At 42.0% G+C, this 19,241-nt stretch carries 17 protein-coding genes and 1 pseudogene; 10 read left to right on the top strand and 8 right to left on the bottom strand.

Annotated features, from left to right (window positions below; genetic code table 11):
• Window positions 1-302: 302 nt before the first annotated feature.
• The 4 genes from ANSO36C_RS08565 to ANSO36C_RS08575 form a co-directional block, all read right to left on the bottom strand.
• Window positions 303-551, bottom strand: coding sequence for a CopG family antitoxin (locus tag ANSO36C_RS08565; RefSeq protein ID WP_251959185.1), 249 nt, complete (start codon window positions 549-551; stop codon window positions 303-305).
• Window positions 532-834, bottom strand: a complete 303-nt coding sequence (locus ANSO36C_RS08570; protein ID WP_251959186.1) for a BrnT family toxin — start codon at window positions 832-834, stop codon at window positions 532-534. The genes ANSO36C_RS08565 and ANSO36C_RS08570 overlap by 20 nt, the downstream gene beginning before the upstream one ends.
• A 109-nt stretch (window positions 835-943) precedes the next feature.
• On the bottom strand, window positions 944-1,075 hold the full coding sequence (locus tag ANSO36C_RS33860; protein ID WP_267145364.1) for a hypothetical protein: 132 nt from the start codon (window positions 1,073-1,075) through the stop codon (window positions 944-946).
• Between the two features lie 32 nt (window positions 1,076-1,107).
• The gene (locus tag ANSO36C_RS08575) at window positions 1,108-1,944 is read right to left on the bottom strand and encodes an Rpn family recombination-promoting nuclease/putative transposase (protein ID WP_251959187.1); all 837 of its coding nucleotides are present in this window, start codon (window positions 1,942-1,944) and stop codon (window positions 1,108-1,110) included.
• A gap of 139 nt (window positions 1,945-2,083) precedes the next feature.
• Between ANSO36C_RS08575 and menB the strand changes: the two are divergent.
• Window positions 2,084-2,916 (top strand): annotated as a pseudogene (gene menB, locus ANSO36C_RS08580) (1,4-dihydroxy-2-naphthoyl-CoA synthase).
• 126 nt (window positions 2,917-3,042) lie between these two features.
• On the opposite strand, the gene ANSO36C_RS08585 reads toward menB, so the two are convergent.
• Window positions 3,043-3,354: a hypothetical protein gene (locus ANSO36C_RS08585; protein ID WP_251959188.1), complete on the bottom strand. Its 312-nt coding sequence runs from the start codon at window positions 3,352-3,354 to the stop codon at window positions 3,043-3,045.
• Window positions 3,355-3,898: 544 nt separating this feature from the next.
• Entirely contained in the window at window positions 3,899-4,438 is a 540-nt protein-coding gene (locus ANSO36C_RS08590; protein ID WP_251959189.1) for a DUF721 domain-containing protein, read from the bottom strand.
• A gap of 151 nt (window positions 4,439-4,589) precedes the next feature.
• On the opposite strand from ANSO36C_RS08590, the gene ANSO36C_RS08595 reads away from it, so the two are divergent.
• The 5 genes from ANSO36C_RS08595 (at window position 4,590) to ANSO36C_RS08615 (ending at window position 9,838) form a co-directional block, all read left to right on the top strand.
• The gene (locus ANSO36C_RS08595; protein WP_251959190.1) at window positions 4,590-5,951 is read left to right on the top strand and encodes a hypothetical protein; all 1,362 of its coding nucleotides are present in this window, start codon (window positions 4,590-4,592) and stop codon (window positions 5,949-5,951) included.
• A 345-nt stretch (window positions 5,952-6,296) separates the two neighbouring features.
• The gene (locus ANSO36C_RS08600; RefSeq protein ID WP_251959191.1) at window positions 6,297-7,052 is read left to right on the top strand and encodes a PspA/IM30 family protein; all 756 of its coding nucleotides are present in this window, start codon (window positions 6,297-6,299) and stop codon (window positions 7,050-7,052) included.
• A gap of 162 nt (window positions 7,053-7,214) precedes the next feature.
• Entirely contained in the window at window positions 7,215-7,991 is a 777-nt protein-coding gene (locus tag ANSO36C_RS08605) for a PspA/IM30 family protein (RefSeq protein WP_190939322.1), read from the top strand.
• A gap of 174 nt (window positions 7,992-8,165) precedes the next feature.
• Window positions 8,166-8,501 (top strand): thioredoxin family protein, encoded by a 336-nt coding sequence (locus tag ANSO36C_RS08610; RefSeq protein ID WP_251960282.1) that lies wholly within the window; start codon window positions 8,166-8,168, stop codon window positions 8,499-8,501.
• Window positions 8,502-8,629: 128 nt separating this feature from the next.
• Window positions 8,630-9,838, top strand: a complete 1,209-nt coding sequence (locus ANSO36C_RS08615) for an LL-diaminopimelate aminotransferase (protein WP_251960283.1) — start codon at window positions 8,630-8,632, stop codon at window positions 9,836-9,838.
• A gap of 667 nt (window positions 9,839-10,505) precedes the next feature.
• On the opposite strand, the gene ANSO36C_RS08620 is transcribed toward ANSO36C_RS08615, so the two are convergent.
• Window positions 10,506-13,085, bottom strand: coding sequence for a GAF domain-containing protein (locus tag ANSO36C_RS08620; protein ID WP_251959192.1), 2,580 nt, complete (start codon window positions 13,083-13,085; stop codon window positions 10,506-10,508).
• Between the two features lie 831 nt (window positions 13,086-13,916).
• Between ANSO36C_RS08620 and ANSO36C_RS08625 the strand changes: the two genes are divergently transcribed.
• Complete coding sequence (locus ANSO36C_RS08625; RefSeq protein WP_251959193.1) at window positions 13,917-15,293, top strand: hypothetical protein; 1,377 nt, start codon at window positions 13,917-13,919, stop codon at window positions 15,291-15,293.
• A gap of 83 nt (window positions 15,294-15,376) precedes the next feature.
• Window positions 15,377-17,059 carry a C25 family cysteine peptidase gene (locus ANSO36C_RS08630; protein WP_251959194.1) on the top strand — a complete coding sequence of 561 codons (1,683 nt, stop codon included), beginning with the start codon at window positions 15,377-15,379 and terminating at the stop codon, window positions 17,057-17,059.
• A gap of 90 nt (window positions 17,060-17,149) precedes the next feature.
• Here ANSO36C_RS08630 and ANSO36C_RS08635 read toward each other — a convergent pair whose 3' ends face one another.
• A complete protein-coding gene (locus ANSO36C_RS08635) occupies window positions 17,150-18,097 on the bottom strand; it encodes a putative 2-dehydropantoate 2-reductase (protein WP_251959195.1) in 948 nt (315 codons plus the stop codon).
• Between the two features lie 170 nt (window positions 18,098-18,267).
• Here ANSO36C_RS08635 and ANSO36C_RS08640 point away from each other — a divergent pair, with 170 nt between their 5' ends.
• Complete coding sequence (locus tag ANSO36C_RS08640) at window positions 18,268-18,669, top strand: fasciclin domain-containing protein (RefSeq protein ID WP_251959196.1); 402 nt, start codon at window positions 18,268-18,270, stop codon at window positions 18,667-18,669.
• Window positions 18,670-18,874: 205 nt separating this feature from the next.
• Complete coding sequence (locus ANSO36C_RS08645; protein ID WP_251959197.1) at window positions 18,875-19,210, top strand: hypothetical protein; 336 nt, start codon at window positions 18,875-18,877, stop codon at window positions 19,208-19,210.
• Window positions 19,211-19,241: the final 31 nt, after the last annotated feature.

Consider the following 19,241-nt stretch of genomic DNA (forward strand, 5'->3'; position numbering starts at 1 on the left):
AATCTCCATTGCCATAATCGATACAATCCTTTAAGTATAAATAAAACACATTACTCTATTAAAACGCCAAAGCTAGCGCTTCCAACGTTCCTCAGCGATTTTACCAAATAGTCGTTTTAAAAGTCAGAGGACGAGCGATCGCACTTTTTCTTCCACTGCTTCTGATATACCCGCATGTCTGCAAATGCTGGTTTACTTGACTTCGGGAAACTTTATTTGTAGGCATAATTATTTTACGGAGTGCGATCGCGGGCAAAAACTTAAGAACAGTACAGATAGTTCAACAACATATTTTTAAGTATTTATTCACCCAAAGACCTTTCTATTGCCCTTCGGATATACTTTTGGTAAGGAATACCTTCTTTTTTAGCAACAGCTTTAACTTTTTCTAGCATTTCCTCTGACATTCTTAAATTTACAGTTTTGTCTTTAGGCTGAAATTCAAAAGTAACGGGCTTAAAGTTGTCAGTATGAAGATAATCTGACAAATCTTCATCTAGTAAACTTTCTAACTCTTCATCAGTTTTGATTCTAGGAAATATTTTCTTCATATTTTTTCGCCTCTTTCTCTCTCATGTAACGAGTACTGATAGGTCTAATTAACCTTTTTCCTTGCTTTTCCCGGAATGTAAATCCTACGAAAATATATTTACCTTTGATTGATACGCCTGTTGCAATAAATCTATCCTCACTTTCAGAATGCTTTATATCAGGTGAAATCCTAAGACTTTTATCAAGAAACAAAGCCTCAATTTCCTCTAATGAGACTCCGTGCTTTTGACATTTTTCAATATTTCCATCATCCCAGTTAAAGCCTGATACAGCTTCTGTCATATATTATAGTTACATTTGTATATACAAATGTAACTACTTAAGCTCGCGATCGCAATCTCAATTCCTACAACGCCAAAGCTAATGCTTCCAACGTTCCTCAGCAATTTCACTAAATAGTCGTTTTAACAGTCGCAGGAGGAGCGATCGCACTTTTCCTTCCACCGCTTCCTGATATACTCGCGTGTCTTCCAGCCTCAGATTTAGCTATGAGAATTTTGCCGGGTGCGTAGGCGTAGCCCACCGCAGGTATCGCCTTTCTCCTGTGCGTGAAATTTACCCTCTTGGTTGACCTTGTAACCACCCTTCCAAATCAGCAAGAGTAGAGAAATCCAACAAAGCATCACCTAAAGCTTCCAACTGTTCCACCGATAACCCTTGAATCTGTGACAGAAGCGCATCAGGAATATTACCCACACGCCGATTTAATAGTCGTAAAATGATCGTTCTTTCGCCTTCCTCTCGCCCTTCTTCTTTCGCTTCCAGAATAGCCCGTGGTTCTTCCAAATTCAGTCCCAACATTTCTGCAATCTCCTCTCGACTTAAGGTAGAAAACTTGTAAACAATAATCGTCGTAATTAAATCAATTATCGCTTGCTCCGATTGTTGCCGTGCTTGCTCCAACAAAAACCGCGCCCCTTCCACTGCTTCCGTTTCAGAAGTAACATTTGTTAGCAACATCAAACCCAATCCCAAAGGTTGTTCTCGCAAATCTCCCAACTCATCCAGATAAACCCGCCTGACTTGACCACTTTCCAACAAAGCGCGATGAATTGTTGAGTTAGAAGGTTCCAAGCTGCGAGAAGCAAAAATTATGACTCCAAACCAGTCATCGTAACGAATAGAGTTGCGGTAGAGAAACAAAAACAACTCACTAAAGAAGCGGTGATATAAGTCTTCGTCCTTCTGAAACTGGACTTCTGCAAAAAAGACGGTTTTGGAAACTGCATTATCGGGAGGTAAAAACACTCCATCAATCCGAAACGCCGTTTCTTTCACCTCAACTGATTCAAACTGGTAGTTTTCCGCTTCTGGAGGTGGTTCATCTACTAATTCAAACAGCAAACCGGGAAATTGCTTAAATAATTTGTAGAAGATGGTGTCACGTCGCATTTTTATTCCTCAACACCCAGACAATTACCAGATTGTAAAGGCTTGAGACAACAATTTTAGCGTAGCGTAGCCCACCGCAGGTATCGGATGTCCCTACGTCCGCGATAAAATTCTCAAGCACAACAGCGCACTCCATACAATGCAAATTAACTGGCAAACTGCCAAAACCTACGAAGACATTCTGTATCAAAAAACTGATGGCATTGCCAAAATCACCATCAACCGTCCCCATAAACGCAATGCTTTCCGTCCTGAAACAGTCTTTGAACTGTACGACGCTTTTCTAATGCTCGTGAAGATACTACTATTGGTGTTGTTCTATTTACTGGCTATGGCCCACATACAGATGGAAAATATGCCTTCTGTTCTGGTGGCGATCAAAGTGTAAGGGGACATGCGGGTTATGTGGATGACACTGGCATTCCCCGCTTAAATGTGCTGGACTTACAACGCCTGATTCGTTCGATGCCAAAAGTCGTGATTGCCCTAGTAGCGGGATATGCGATCGGTGGTGGACACGTCCTACACTTGATTTGCGACCTTACTATCGCCGCCGATAACGCTATTTTTGGACAGACTGGCCCGAAAGTCGGCAGTTTCGATGGTGGTTTTGGAGCTAGCTATCTCGCCCGTATCGTGGGGCAAAAAAAAGCTAGAGAAATTTGGTTTCTCTGCCGCCAATATGATGCACAACAAGCTCTAGAAATGGGTTTAATTAATTGCGTTGTCCCAGTGGAACAACTAGAAGCAGAAGGTATTCAATGGGCGCAAGAGATTTTAGAAAAAAGTCCGATCGCAATTCGTTGTCTCAAAGCCGCCTTCAACGCTGATTGTGATGGACAAGCGGGTTTACAAGAACTCGCTGGCAATGCCACTCTACTTTATTACATGACAGAAGAGGGATCTGAGGGCAAACAAGCTTTTCTTGAAAAGCGTCCACCAGATTTTCGTTCTTTTCCTTGGTTGCCTTAAAATTGCAAAAATCGCACCTTACTAAAGGGTGCGATTTTTGTCTATATCAACTTTTACAGCACTAAAAATCTTAAAAACAAATCTTATTTTAAATAGACTAAAAACTCAGTCCGTAATAATGGATAACTAAATAACCACTGCTTTAGTCTTTACCTGTTCAGATATAGAGATCGTTATTTCCTCTAGAGGGGCAAGAGTAGCATTGTCCAAATCTGAGGCTAATTGACAAGATGCTAAAACTGGGGCTGCATCTGGCAAACCCCAAGCATCTTCCAAGGTTTCCCAAGAAGGTGCAAAAGGTGGGATCGCCAAAGAGCAAGCTTTCCAAGTTGCTTGAACTGGTGCGCCCAACTGCTGGCACGTTCCGCCACGGCGGCCCTCTGGCTGGTAATGACGGCAATATTTACAGGCAGATGCTAAAACTTTAATGGGTTTCATTTGGATTCATCTTTAGTGCCGTGTCTGGCTGAATTTCATCTTTATATTTTGCCTCTATATATAAAGATAGATAAGAGCCAAAAAACCATTATTTTCTATAGGTTTCAGCGATCCCAAGGAAAAAATAAACTTCAGGATATTTTTATAATCTTGTTATATATATAAATAATCAGTATAGTAGTTACATATAAATTTTGGCTAAAACTTATTAGGGATCAAGGGTAAAAGTAAACCTTTTGATTTATCCAGGCTTTTAAATTCCTCTTTAAGTATACCTTGAGGCAGAGAATTTCAGATAAATAGTCAGTTTTTCAGACCACATTCGGCATATACAGCACTTCCGGCAGCTATAAGGTACATCCTCAAAACTGAAAGCTATGACAGGAGAGGGACAAGGATAAAAACTGTATTGCATAATAGCTGGAAGTGCTGTATTACTGCAAAAATATTTTTTTTCTCAAGAATCAGAAATATTTTGTGTGATCGCAGCAAGTTACTTGAGGATAAAATTTGTTCAATGAATAATCGCTCAACTATTTTGCTTTCAAAACTGTTTAGCAGCACAGACAGAACAGACTTGCCAACGCTGGAGTTCACCGGGTGGGGTGGGAGATTGACACTGGGGGCAAAGGGGTAAGCCATGCGATCGCGATCGCATGATCTTCGTCCAATGTTCAAAAGCCACATTCACATCCTTGGTAGGTGTAGCATCAGAGCGGTTAATATCATCACCAAGGTAACTGGGATGCTCATAGGGTAAAACCGTTGGTTGCTGTTTTCTCTCCACCGATGGATTTTGCCAGCTAGCAGTAGAGAAGCGAATATCAACCAAAGGTGTTGGCAGCTTTTTATTCAACTTTAAAAGCAGCGATGTTCGACCAAAAGTCAGGTTTTGCGCCCAAGCAGCACTAGAAGTTGCCACCGACAAAACATCACGCTGAATCGACAATGGTCGAGTATTTGCGGCAACCACTGGCCCAACAACTTCTGCCCAAAACTTGAGCAGGCGTTGAAATGGTTGCTCCTGCCATTTAGCCTGCTTTTCCAGAACGCCTAAAATATCATTAATTGGTTTCAACGACATCGTTAAAAATGGTGACTGGGGGCTGGGGATTTGGGACTGGTGGACAAGGGGAATAACCCAATGTCTACCCTATATATTTAAATAATTTCCGCTAATATTGTCACAAATATATAAGTTAATTCCAGCAGTCTAAGTTTGAGGTACAGAGGCAATGACTCAAAACCCCCTGAACGATTCCGGTACTAAATCGTCTAAAACACCTGGGTTGAAACCAGCACTAGCAGCAGCACTAGCGAGTTTAGAAGTGCCGCTAGATCAAGAGTTAGCTCGATACAGACGCACGCGAAATGGTTTGGTGTCATTGAACCAGTCCCGTGTTGCAAGTTACATGAGCAATCAATCCCAGTCGATGGCTGCTACTCCTACAAAATTGGGCACACCTCAGTCTTCAGTAACAGAAATTAAAACTAATGTGCCGCCTGGATCTCTAACTGTGAATCATCAGAAAACCTCAGCCGCAGCTACGGCAAAAATTGACCCACCACCATCTTCTGTAGCTGTGAATCCTGAGATGAAACCAGCCCCAGTCAAGGCAAAGACCGAAGAACTCAATAATCTTAACGTTACCTCCACTTCCGATTCTGCTAAAACCCAAACTCAACTTCCACCACCCCCGCCTAACTTTAATAGCAGCATTGTGCCAGCACTCGTTAAAGATACTAAAAGCGAAAATCTCTTGCAGCCAGATGACACACCCAAGCACCCAGATGACTATTTGGAATCTAGTGAAGCCTTGCTACGAAGTCTGACAGAAGAACAACCAGAAACCAAGAAGGCAAGCAATTCTAGCGACAGTCTGCTATCACCTTTGGGTATTGGTTCTATGTTGCTGCTATTGGTGGCAAGTATTACCTTGGGCTATGTGGTGTTCAATCCCAAAAGCTTGCCACAATGGAATTTAGGCAACTTGTTCAACGGAAACTCGTCTCCCGCACCAGAAAATACTGAAGTAGTTGGGAGTACTACCCAACCGCAAATCCAACCACCAAGCACATCTATACCCAAGTATCCCAATCTCGCTGCCGAAGAGTTTCCTGAGGTGAGAGATCCTAATGATGTCGTTGGCTTAAAACCCAAAGTCGAACCCAGCCTCGCAGTAGTGCCTAATCCAGTTGTTCCCCAGAACTCCACAAATTCTCAAGGGGCTTTGCCTGAAATCAACACAGCCCTAAAACCGACAAATCCGATCGCCTTAGCACCAGTACCGACAGTACAGTCTTTGCCCACCCGGAATTTGCCTCCTACTTCAACGGCAAAAACCTCGCCCAAGCCAATCGCCACCTCACCGAAGCCGAATGCAGAAATCAAACCAGGAACAGATGGGTTTTATCATGTAGTGATAGATAATAAAGATGCGGCTTTTGCCTCAGCACGGCAAATAGTTCCCGATGCTTATTTATCACCCAACAAAGAATTGATTTATCTGGGTGCTTTTAAAACTAAAGAGCAAGTGAGACAACAGATGCGACTGTTAGAGGCGAAGGGAATTAAAGCGCGGGTTCAGCAGCCATGATCTGCAAAAATCTACGATACGATGAGATAACAGTCCTGAGTCATGAGTGTTGAGTCCTGCGTGAACAGGGCACGGGGATACGAAGACATGAGAGAGAATGAGAACATTTTTATTATCTGCGTTGCCGCATCTACCACTTTTCACCTCCTCTTAATACTCAGTACTGAGTTAGTTAGGATGTGGTAGCCACAGATGCGGTGATAGTTCTTAGTCAGCGATTCATTGCTCAAAACAAGGATTATCAGGACTAAAGTCCCAACTACAAACTTTACTTTAATTTGTTTATGCCTAACGACTTATCAAAACTCATTACTCAGCACTGAGTTTCGTGAATGGAGAGCCGACATGGAATTAATCAAGCGTATCCTGCGGGTGATTCGCGCTAATCTCAATAGTTTGATCGGTGGTGCAGAAGATCCAGAAAAGATTTTGGAGCAAGTTGTCTTAGAGATGCAGGAAAATTTGGTGCAGTTGCGGCAGGGTGTAGCACAAGCGATCGCTACCCAAAAACGTACTGAACGACAGGCTGCGGCTGCCCAGTCTCAAACAGAAGAATGGTATCGCCGCGCCCAATTGGCCTTGCAACAAAGCAACGAACCTCTAGCACGCGAAGCTTTGACTAAGCGCCAAGCCTATAAACAAACCACTACAGCCCTATTTTCCCAAATAGAGCAGCAAAACGATATAGTCGCTAGGCTAAAAACGGATATGCGATCGCTAGAGTTAAAAATCTCCGAGGCGAAAACAAAAAAAGATATGTATATTGCTCGCGCCCGTTCTGCTGAAGCCTCTTCTCGCCTCCAAGAAATGCTCGGCGGAGTTTCTGCCACCAGTAGTCTGAGTGCTTTTGAGCGCATGGAAGAAAAAGTTTCGCAAATAGAAGCGAAATCAGAAGCTATTGCCCAACTGAGTAGCGATGACTTGGAAACACAATTTACTTCCTTGGAATCTACTAATAATGTAGATACCGAATTGGCAGCGATGAAGGTGCAGGTTTTAAACCAAGCAGAAAACACACAGCACAACAGCCTTCTAACTGAGGGAAACCAGAAGACAATGCAGCCTCCTAAACAGCAGTTACCCAAAACTAAGGACTCTTGAAGTGCAGCTAATTACCCCTCTTTAGAGATATCTTAACAATTAGGAGTTGTTAGGAGGTACTCATTCAAACCGAAAAGATTACATTAAAATAGGTAGCTATTAAAAAGTAAAAAAGCTAACTGTTCAACAAAAAGCGTAAATTACACAAGGAAAAACAAAGTTATGGGATTATTCGATCGCATTAAGCGAGTAGTTAGTTCTAACCTCAACGACCTCGTTAACAAAGCCGAAGACCCCGAAAAAATGCTAGAGCAAGCCATCCTGGAAATGCAGGAAGACTTGGTGCAACTGCGTCAGGGAGTAGCCCAGACGATCGCTTCCCAAAAACGCAGTGAGAAGCAGTACAATGATGCTCAAAATGAAATCAATAAGTGGCAACGCAATGCCCAACTGGCGCTGCAAAAAGGTGATGAAAACTTAGCCAGACAAGCTTTAGAGCGGAAAAAGACTTATACAGACACCAGCGCTGCCCTGAAAGCTAGTCTCGATACCCAAAGCACTCAAGTTGAAACCCTCAAGCGCAACTTAATCCAGCTAGAAAGCAAAATTTCTGAAGCTAAAACCAAGAAAGAAATGCTCAAAGCCCGGATCACCACTGCCAAAGCCCAAGAGCAACTCCAAGGGATGGTGCGTGGGATGAATACCAGCAGTGCAATGTCTGCCTTTGAGCGGATGGAAGAAAAAGTCTTGATGCAAGAATCCCGCGCTCAGGCATTAGGAGAGTTAGCAGGTGCAGATTTAGAAACCCAATTTGCCCAGTTGGAAGGTGGTAGCGATGTTGATGATGAATTGGCAGCCTTGAAAGCGCAAATGCTACCACCTGCTACTCCAGTAACTCAAGCACAACTGCCACCGCAACAAGAAAGCACTACTCCTAAGTCTAATGAGGTAGTTGATGCGGAGTTGGATTCCCTACGCAAGCAATTGGATCAACTGTAAAATTGGCAGAAAACTTATTTGAGCTAGTCCCACACCTGTTGGCTGTGGGATTTTACGTCATTAGTCAATAGTTAACATTCCTAATAACTATGAATTATTGACTATGGACTATTGACGACTTTGGGATAAAGTATTGTGTGTGCCAACTTTGATCGCCACCTGATGGAGACTGCAATGAGTAAGGCTGTAATCACCATAACTGATGCTGACTTTGAAACCGAAGTATTAAAAGCTGAACAGCCTGTATTAGTTTACTTTTGGGCTTCCTGGTGTGGGCCTTGTCAATTGATGTCGCCCCTAATTAACTCAGCTGCTACCAAATATAGCGATCGCCTCAAAGTCGTTAAAATGGAAATTGACCCCAACCCACTCACTGTTAAGCAGTACCAAGTGGAAGGTGTACCCGCCATTAGACTATTTCTTGGCCAGGAAGTTCTAATATCCACTGAGGGAGTCATCGGTAAAGATAAATTACTCGAACTCTTAGATACCTACTTAAATAGTAATTAGTCAATAGTCATTAGTCATTGGTCATTGGTAACTTGTACTGAGTCTTGCCGTTAGCGCCGCCTCTCGTAAAGAAGTATTAGTAATTAGACAAATGACAAATGACAAATGACAAAGGACAAATAATTAATATGCAATTTGCAAAGCGTTTACAACCCCTGCAATCTAATGTATTTGCTGATATGGACAGAGCCAAGGCAGTCGCTTTGGCTGCTGGACGACAGGTAATTGATTTGTCGTTGGGGTCTTCTGATTTACCAGCCGAGGCACACGTCATCGAGGCGATCGCCCAGTCTCTTGGCGATCGCAGTACCCACGGCTATCTGTTGTTTAACGGTACTCAAGAGTTCCGCGAAGCCGCAGCCAATTGGTATGAACAAAAATTTGGCATCAAAGTCGATCCTCAAACTGAGGTACTACCTCTAATTGGTTCTCAAGAAGGCACAGCCCATTTACCCCTAGCAATACTCAATCCCGGAGATTTTGCCCTATTGCTCGATCCAGGTTATCCCTCCCATGCCGGGGGAGTCTACCTAGCTAGTGGTCAAATCTACCCAATGCCAGTACAGGCAGAAAACGCTTTTTTACCAGTGTTTGCTGATATTCCTGCCCCAGTCTTGGCTCAGTCGCGGATGATGGTATTAAGTTATCCTCACAATCCCACAGCTGCGATCGCTCCTTTATCTTTCTTTCAAGAAGCTGTCGCCTTCTGTCAGGAACACAATCTCGTGTTGGTTCACGATTTCCCTTACGTAGATTTAGTATTTGGAGAAACTGGGGACGGGGAATTAGAAACTAGAAAAAATCTTTCTCGATCCCTAGTCCCTTCAATTCTGCAAGCTGATCCAGAAAAAAGCGTCTCAATTGAATTTTTCACCCTTTCCAAGTCCTACAATATGGGCGGCTTCCGTATTGGCTACGCTATTGGTAATGCCCAGTTAATTAAAGCTTTACGCCAGGTAAAAGCCGCCGTTGATTTTAATCAGTATCGGGGAATTTTGAATGGTGCGATCGCAGCCTTAACTGGCCCTCAAGCTGGAGTAAAATCTGCTGTTGCTACTTTCCAGGGACGACGTGATGCTTTTATCAACGCCTTACACCGCATTGGCTGGAATGTTCCTACTCCCCAAGCGACAATGTACATCTGGGCAGAATTGCCCTCAGCTTGGAGTCACAACTCCATAGAATTTTGCACCCAGCTAGTCAAAGAAACTGGTGTAGCCGTTTCCCCTGGTGCTGGCTTTGGCAAATCTGGAGAAGGATATGTCCGTTTTGCCTTAGTGCATGAGCCACCTTTGTTGGAAGCTGCTGTGGAAAAAATTGCCCAATTCCTTCATTAAATTTCTTCTCAATCTGAACGCGCAGGATTTTTGACGGCAAGTCTATGGATAAAAAATGCTGTAGGCGCACATCTGTGTGCATTGGTGTCAACTTAAGCTGAAAGCCTTTTCAAATCTCGTTTCCAGCCTCTGGGCTGGAAATGCTGCTCAAAAGCGGCTCTGCCGCCAGCAAGGGGGGCGGAGCCTAGGCTGTTGACTTTGTGAATTTTTCGGGAATTTTCGGGAAAATTATTCGTGTTATTTTTGTTTGACTTAAAGTGCCTAAAGCAGGCACTTTAAGTCAAACACAGGCGACACATTTTTTGCATGAAGTCTTATGGGCTAAAGGATACAGAGTCAACACCCTAGGCGGAGCCTCTAGGACGGCATTCCCAGTCGGAGACTGGGAACGAGAGGAGAATATCTAAAAGCTGGTTATAGGCTGGCTTTCACGTTACAGCAGTTTTTGATCAAACCCACCACAAAATAAATCCTAAAACAAAGCCCAGTACTGCTTTCAGTAATTTTATCTGTGGCACGTTTGATTGCAATTTGCTGTAAGTTGACACCAATGATCTGTGTGCGCCCCTATATTATGATTTTTACAACTATAAAATTTTGTAAAAACCGTAATTAAACTTTTCCTAGTCAGTGATTTTCTGGTTACGACCAAGCGACTAATTCCGCCCTACTCATCAGAGTTAGCTTCAGAAGCTTCATACGCTTGTAGGAGCCTAGCATGATCGAGAGTAAATCCTACTTGCATCGCTATTTGGGCAAATAAATCAATCTCAGGCTGTTGCCAATCACGAGGGCCAGAACACTGATGTGCAATTAACAAGCCAAATAGCTGCTCATCTTTGATAATGGGTGCTACTAAATTCGCTTTTACGCCAAAAGATTCGAGCAGAGTAATATGACAATCAGCCAAACCGTCCTCATAGATGTTATTAGTGGCGACAACACGACCAGACTGGTACTTTTCTATATAGTTTTCAGTGAAACAAGGGTCATAAATTTTAGACCGCAAAACCTTGGGATAACCTGGAACTACTGATTCAGCAATTATAATTCCGAACCAATTAGCGTAAAAGCTATAAACTAATACTCGGTCAATACTTAGTGCTTTGCGAACCTCTTCCACAGTGGTTTTGATCACATCCTCTTCGTTAAGCGATTGGCGAATACTGCGGGTAATATCCACCAGTAACTGACTTCGCCTACTTTCAGCTTCGACTCGTTGCAGGAGTCTTGCATGATCGAGAGCAAATCCCACTTGCATCGCTATCTGACCAAACAAATCAATCTCAGACTGTTGCCAATCACGAGGTTTGGAACACTGATGTGCAATTAATAAGCCAAATAGCTGTTCATCCTTAAGAATAGGGGCTACCAAATTTGCTTTCACAGCAAAGGATTCGAGTAGGTTAATGTGATAATCAGCCAAACCGGCTTCATAAATGTTGTTTATTGCTAAAACGCGACCAGACTGATAATCTTCTACGTAGCCTTGACCAAAATATAGGTCTTGGATTTCAGATCGCAAAACTTTTGGGTAGGTGAGAACGACTGATTCGGCAATCACAGTTCCAGACCAATCACCATTTAAGCTATAAACCATCACTCGGTCAGTAGCCAGTACCTTACGAACCTCTTCTACAGTGGTTTTCAGGACATCCTCTTCGTTGAGCGATTGGCGAATGCTGCCGATAGTATCCACCAGCAACCGACTTTGCACACCTTCAGCCTCGATTCGTTGCAGGAGCCTTGCATGGTCGAGAGCAAATCCCACTTCCATCGCTATTTGGGTACATAAATCAATCTCAGACTGTTGCCAATCACGCGGTCTGGAGCATTGATGTGCAACTAATAAGCCAAACAGTTGTTCATCTTTGAGGATGGGGGCGACCAAATTTGCTTTCACGCCAAAGGATTCTAGCAGGTTAATATGACAATCACGCAAACCTGCTTCATAAATGTTATTTGTAGCTTGAACGCGACCAGACTGATACTTTTCTACATAGTCCTGAGCAAAACATGGGTCTTGCACTTCAGACCGCAAAACTTTGGGATAACCTGGAACCACTGATTCTGCAATCACAGTTCCAGACCAATCAGCGCTAAAAGTATAGACCAGTACTCGGTCAGTACTCAGTGCTTTGCGAACCTCTTCCACGGTGGTTTTGATGACATCCTCTTCGTTGAGCGATTGGCGAATGCTGCGGGTAATTTCGATAAATACCTCAGCTATATCCGCCTTCGTATCAACCTGTTCTAGAAGTTTGGTATAGTCAAGGGCGAATCCTACTTGTATAGCTATCTGAGCTAACAAATCAATCTCAGACTGCTGCCAAAAGCGAATTCTAGAACACTGATGTGCAATCAATAAACCGAATAGCTGTTTGCCTTTGAGAATAGGTGCTACTAAATTAGATTTGACAGCAAATTGCTCTAGCAACTCAATATCATCATCACTAAGATCGGCTTGATAGATATTATCAATAGCACGGATGGAACCATTCTGGTATTTTTTTATATATCCTGGCTCGAACCCAGGCTCAGACACTGTAACCCCTAAAATTTTTGGTAAACCAGGTGCTACTGATTCGGCGATAAAGGTTCCATTACAGTTGGAGTTAAAGCAAAAAATGGTTACGCGATCAATGCTTAAAGCTTTACGAATTTCTTCTGAGGTAATTTTGAGAACATCTTCTTCATTAAATGATTCTCGAACCCATCGGGTAACTTTAATTAATAGTTGGGAGTAATCAGCTTCGGTTTCTTTTTCCTTTATTAAAACTGAAAGCAGCTCTGTGAATAAGTTTATGTTTCTCTCTAACATCACTAATTCATCTTCGCTAGCGATGAAATATTGAGTAAACTCACTGTCTGGACGGAGCTTATTTTTGATACTATTAGACATTGCAGCAGCTTTGCTGACTCGACTAATAGCTTGATTAGTCACAAAAACAGCGATCGCACCTGTCAAAATTGCTGTTACTCCCATACCAGTTACCAACACTGAGAGTTGCCCTTGTAGAGCTTCCGTTACTGTTGAATTTTTTACACTCTCAAGTCTTACTTGCGGAATTTGTTTGGTAATTAAATCATTAGCATAGTAATAAGTAAATGTTCCAATTGCAACTATAGGAAAGGCACTTATACTTAATGCCCAAACTATTGCTTTAGTCTTTAAACTCCATTTTTGTTGCCACAGCTTTTGTTGACGATTTCGTCTTGCTTGGTTTTGAGAAAAAGACTGATTCATAAATGAAACCTGGATTGCTGCAATTGAGAATCAAGTAAATAACCTCACCACCAAATTCTACACAAAACTTACTAAAGAAGGACTGGCTTTTAGAACTATTTCGAGGTGATGACCTTCTACTTGATACCCCATAACACTTTCATTGCCTGTAAACTCAAAAAAATTGCATCTGAATTAACGGGCTTTTTAGCAATCAAATGGCGTAGGCGTAGCCCATCGTAGATATCGCTCTGTTTGAATGTCTTATTTTCTCATCAGGTGTTGCAGTTTTCTGGCAAGACAACCAAACAATCTTTTTTAAAGGTCTTGTGTAGTCTCGTTAGGCTCGGAACGAGGCTAACCAGTTAGAGCAAGGGCTATGTCTTAACTTAGTGTAATCCGATTCTCAACTAGATTGATCGCTATTTGATGACACACCATAAATGATTGCTATCTCGCTCTACTGATAAAAATATTATGTATAAATTACAACTATTTTAAAAAAGTATTGCTTGTTTATTGCAGATTACGACAAAACCATCGTATTATCACTGAGGTTTTACCGTTTCTTTATAGATATCATGTATCTAATAGTGTCAGTCTTTACTAAGTATAAATGAATTGCAAGCTTGAAATAAATGATTATTTCAGATTGTAGTTCACTGATACAGCCAACAATTGTGACTCTCCGTTAAGGCACTTACAAGTAATAAAATGCCCAGCCGTCATTGACGGTTCTTCAGGCTGCCGCGCCAAAATTTCGTAGTTTTTGCAAGAAAGGCATTTTATTTTTTCGATCTTCCTAACAGTTAGCACAACATATCAAAATCAAACCCTGGTAAGGATTTATATATGCCAATCCAAACTGTAACCATTGATACTATCGCTGCTTCTTTAGATTATTACCTCATTGCTTTTGATGCTGATGGTAATGAACGTCTTGAGACAGATGGATTTATGAGTCAAAAGCTAGTGGAGATACTATCCACTCAACCAATTACAGATGTCTTTTTCATGAGTCACGGATGGTTAGGTGACGTTCCCGGAGCAAAAAGACATTACCAAAGTTGGATTAAAGCTATGGTATACAGTCAGGCTGATATTCAAAAAATTCAAGAATTACGGAAATCTCAAAACCAAGAATTCCGTCCACTGTTGATTGGGTTGCATTGGCCTAGTAGACCCTGGGGTAATGAAGACTTAAATGCTAACGCTGCATCTTTTGACACGACAGGGACACAATTAAATGATTCAATCGAACAATACGCCCAAGATGTTGCTGATACGGAAGCGGCACGTGAAGCTCTCAGAACAATTTTTACAGCGTCAATAGAATATTCTATCCCACCAGACAACTTACCACTGGAAGTGAGACAAGCCTACGAAGTATTAATTAAAGAGGCTTCTTTAGACACTGATGAAAATGATAGCGAATCGTTTAATTTAGAGCCTGACGATATCTATGAATCTATCATTGCTCAAAAAGAATCTGAAGAAATTAGTTTTGCAATTGGTGATGTTTCTGAATACAGAAGAAATGTATTTTTGGATTTATTAGGACGCTTGTCTTATTGGAAGATGAAACAGCGTGCCCGCCAAATTGGTGAAACTAGTGGTTTTAATTTATTAACAAAACTTCAAAAAGCTGCTGCTCCAACAGCAAGATTTCACTTAGTTGGGCATAGCTTTGGATGTATCGTTGTTTCTTCTATTGTGGCAGGTAAAAACAATAGTAGATTAATCCGTCCAGTTAACTCCTTAGTTCTTATCCAAGGAGCTTTATCACTCTGGTCTTACTGCTCAAATATTCCTCGCAGAGCAAATTTAGCTGGTTGTTTTTCTTCAATTATCAACGACTGTAAAGTTGTTGGCCCAGTTGTTACCACTCGCTCCATACATGACGATGCTGTGGGCAAACTGTATCCTATTGCTAGCAGACCTGGTAACTGGTTTATGGGTCAGGATATAAACTTTGCAATTTCTACTGAGTCAGAATTCCCTGAATATGGTAGTATTGGCACTTTTGGTATTCAAGGATTAGACGAAATTATCAGTCTAAAAATGCACCCTTGTGAAAAGCCTTATAATTTCCAATCTGGTAAAGTTTACAACTTAGAAAGCAGTGAGTTTATTCGCAATCTAGTTAACGGTAAAGATGAAGATGCCCACAACACAATTGATAAACCGGAAGTAGCTCATGCTGTATGGTCAGCAGCTTTTGCTAGTTAATTCAGGAACTGGGAAAACATTCATAGTTTTTCCGAGTGAACAGCCAATCCCTGTGCCAATAAAAATATAAGGGTGTAAATAGTATGAGCATAGAACAACTGACAAAAGAGCTATATTTCAATGGCATTGATGGGGCTTCTGGAGAGTATTTGTTGCCTCCATTAACACCTGAGCAGCTAGCTAAGATTGCTCAGGGCGAAGATTTTGATCCTATAGAAATTAGCGAACTCAAGAAAAAGGATCTGCATGTTAAAGGTCTAGAACCTGATTTTGCCCCCATAGAAGGTGTAGATCCAAAAAACCTCGCAGAGACAGGTTGGGGAGTTATTTTTGCCTATAATGCCGACCCAGCAATTAAAGAAGCACTCCAAGAATTATTAACGCATCGACAAAAGCAAGCGGCGAAAAAGCACGAGCATTTTTATCGAGAATACACTGGCCCAAAGGGTTATCGTCCAGGGGAATCAAAGAATCAATTTTTATCACGTCATGGAGTTGGGCCAGGCCCAGCAGATCCTGACAAAATGCCTTATTACCTGTTGATTGTTGGCGATCCAGAAACAATTTCCTATCGTTTTCAGTATCAACTCGACGTGCAATATGCAGTAGGCCGGATTTATTTCGATACGCCGGAAGAATATGCTCAGTATGCTCGTAGTGTAGTGCAAGCGGAAACCACCAATTTATCACTACCTCGCCGCGCCAGCTTTTTTGGTGTGCGTAACGCTGCTGACGCAGCCACACAACTCAGCGCTCAAAATCTGATCCAGCCCTTAGCTGAATGGATGCTTAACGATCAAAAAGACAACAATTGGAATGTTCAAACCTTACTTGCAGAAGAAGCTACCAAAGCACGTTTAAAGAAGCTGCTAGGGGGGGAAGAGACTCCAGCGTTGTTGTTTACTGCTAGTCATGGTATGGGTTTTCCTAATGGACATGAGCGACAACTACGCCATCAAGGAGCATTACTTTGTCAAGACTGGCCGGGCCCGCTCAAATGGCGAGAACCGATTCCTGAAGATTTTTACTTCTCAGCAGATGATGTTGGCAGCGATGCCCGCTTATTAGGGCTGATTGCCTTTCACTTTGCTTGTTATGGTGCGGGTACTCCCCGATTTGATGAATTTGCCCATCAAAAAGGCTCTAACGAAAGGTTAGCGATCGCTCCTAATGCCTTTATCGCTCCCCTACCCCGACGACTCCTCAGCCATCCCAATGGCGGCGCTTTGGCTGTCATCGGTCACGTAGAACGCGCTTGGGGTTGTTCTTTCGTTTGGGAAAAAACTGGTAAACAGTTAGCAGTTTTTCAAAGTACTCTCAAACGATTGCTAGAAGGACATCCCGTAGGGTCAGCCGTCGAATATTTCAACGAACGCTATGCTGAACTGTCTTCCGACCTCAGCACAGAATTAGAAGAGATTAAATATGGAGCGATCGCTAATCCAATAAGTTTGTCTGGAATGTGGACAGCTAACAACGATGCTCGTAGTTATGCCATTATTGGCGACCCCGCAGTGCGGTTAGTTGTTAGTGATAATCCGACAAGCGATCGCCCTGTGATCGAATCCGTAAATTTACCGTCTGCACCAGCAAAACCTCAGATATCTGATACGTCTGCAATTCAGCAATCTCAAGCAAACTTGACTCAAGCACTAGAACAGTTTGTTAAAACTATTGATCAAGGTTCAGACGATCGTACAGAAAAACTTCAAGCAACAATTTCAGCAGTGATTAGTTTACTTGAAGTACTAAAGAAGTTGAGTTAAGAGGCAAGGTGTGTATCTTAACTTAATACTATTCGTGTAGAGAGTCGGGGACGCAAGGGAAGAATTTCTTTGCGTCCCCTTCTGCCTCCTTCAACATCCCCCTTCTTTTCCCCTTGCATCCAAAAACTTCAACTGGTGGTATAAACAACTAATCTGCACTAAATTCACACCTTTTGCTTGGGCTTTCTGTAATGGTTTGCCGAAAATTGCTTCTACCTCCAAAGGGCGATGTTCGTCGTAGTCAATTTTCATGCTGGGGCGGTAAGGCTTCATTTTGACAGTGTAATCGAGCATTGTTTGAATGAAGCGATCGCTGATTATCCGTCCATAACTTTTTGCCCCTGCTGCTACTTCATACATCAACTGTTCAACTAACTGGCGGGTGTAGCTATATGCCATTAATTCATCTGTTCTGGCGTTGAGAATCACAGAAAGCCCATTGTAGGGGATATTCCACACCAGCTTTTTCCAACGTGCCAGTAGTAAATCTTCGGCTAATTCAATTGAAATTTCAGCGCTTTCAAAGTCATTAGCAATTTGCTGCATCATCTCAGTTATCCCAGCAGGCTGATAATTAGGGGTATATTCACTTAAAACAATTTGCCCATAGTCTAAATGGTGTATGTGCCCTAGCCCCACTTTGTTAGAACATAAAAAGCACAACCCACCACTAACAGTTACATTACCAACAATTTCAGCAACTTCCTCTTCTACACCGAGTCCATTTTGCAATACCAGTACTACCCCATCGTCTTTAACCACAGATGGCAACATCTTTGGTAATAAATGATTTTGCGTCGTCTTTAGTGCCACCACCACCACATCGCATCGTGGCATCTTTTCAACGTCGTTGTAGGCGTGGACTTTGGGAAGCGTAAAGTCGCCATCTTTGGACTCTACCACTAAACCATATTTGTTTACCTGTTCGTAATCACTCTTGAGCAAAAAGTGGACATCCAATCCAGCTTTTTGTAGTCTGGCACCATAGAACCCACCTAATGCTCCAGTTCCTAGAATGGCATACGTGCGATCGGACATTTCTTTATATAACGAAATTTTCCTAGAAACATCATAAGGCGATGTCTGACAGGTAGTACGTGTCTGCGTGTAGTTTATTCAACGATTGATTTTAAATTTATTTTGTTTCACAAAACTTAAAATAGGTTTATTATCCTTTAAAATCTTTTTCAGAGATTTAGGTAAAATTTATGGCTGATATTGTTGATATTGCAGTTACGGCTGAGTCTTTCAAAACACTGGTGGCGGCTGTGCAAGCTGCTGGTTTAGTAGAAACATTAAAAAGTCCTGGCCCGTTTACTGTCTTTGCACCAAATGACGATGCTTTTGCCAAGCTACCACCGGGAACTATTCAAACTCTGTTACAGAATATTCCTCAGCTAACGCGTATTTTAAAGTATCATGTCGTTCCCGGAAAGCTCCTACAGGCTGATTTAGCCCAACTCGGTACAGTTAATTCTGTAGAAGGTTCACCTATTAAAATTCATTCTTCCGATGGTTTTGAAGTTAAAAATGCCACAGTTTTAGCAGCAGATATAGAAGCTGATAATGGTGTGGTACACGTTATCGATACGGTGATTTTACCGGGTTAATTCAGCTAGGGTGGGTGTTTTCCACCCTACTTATCCAAAATCTTTATAATTAACTAACTATTCATAGCATCAAAATGCAACTCAATAGTTTAATTTATGTTATATTTGCAATGTGATTACTCACTTATATGTGAATTTATATTTCATTGCTTTCAAATCAAATAAACTAAAGTCTTAAAAACCTAACATCTATCCCAACAAATTAATGCTCGATTTAGACACCTTAGCTGAGTTTTCTCGTGGCAACTGCATAAGTATTTGTACATTTCTCGTACCAGCTAACTTGCTTGTCACAATTTTGACGATCAGCCTAGTAGCGTTACGTCGCCCATCGCACCAAGTATGGCAATCTGCTGGAATTGCTAGCTTTTTCGCTTCTGTAATGATATTGCATGTATATACTTGGTTCCAGATTGGCGTGGTGATGGCTCCTACTTATATCTTGCTGTGGCTAGCAATCACCTGTTTACTGGCTAATTTGGCAGCAATTCTTTTTCAAAGACGCCACAGTAATAGTCCTAGTCTTTCCAACAACGTCTGAAATCTATACCGACTCTCCACGACAGAATGTA

It is taken from the genome of Nostoc cf. commune SO-36, from assembly GCF_023734775.1.
GTDB lineage: Bacteria > Cyanobacteriota > Cyanobacteriia > Cyanobacteriales > Nostocaceae > Nostoc > Nostoc commune_A.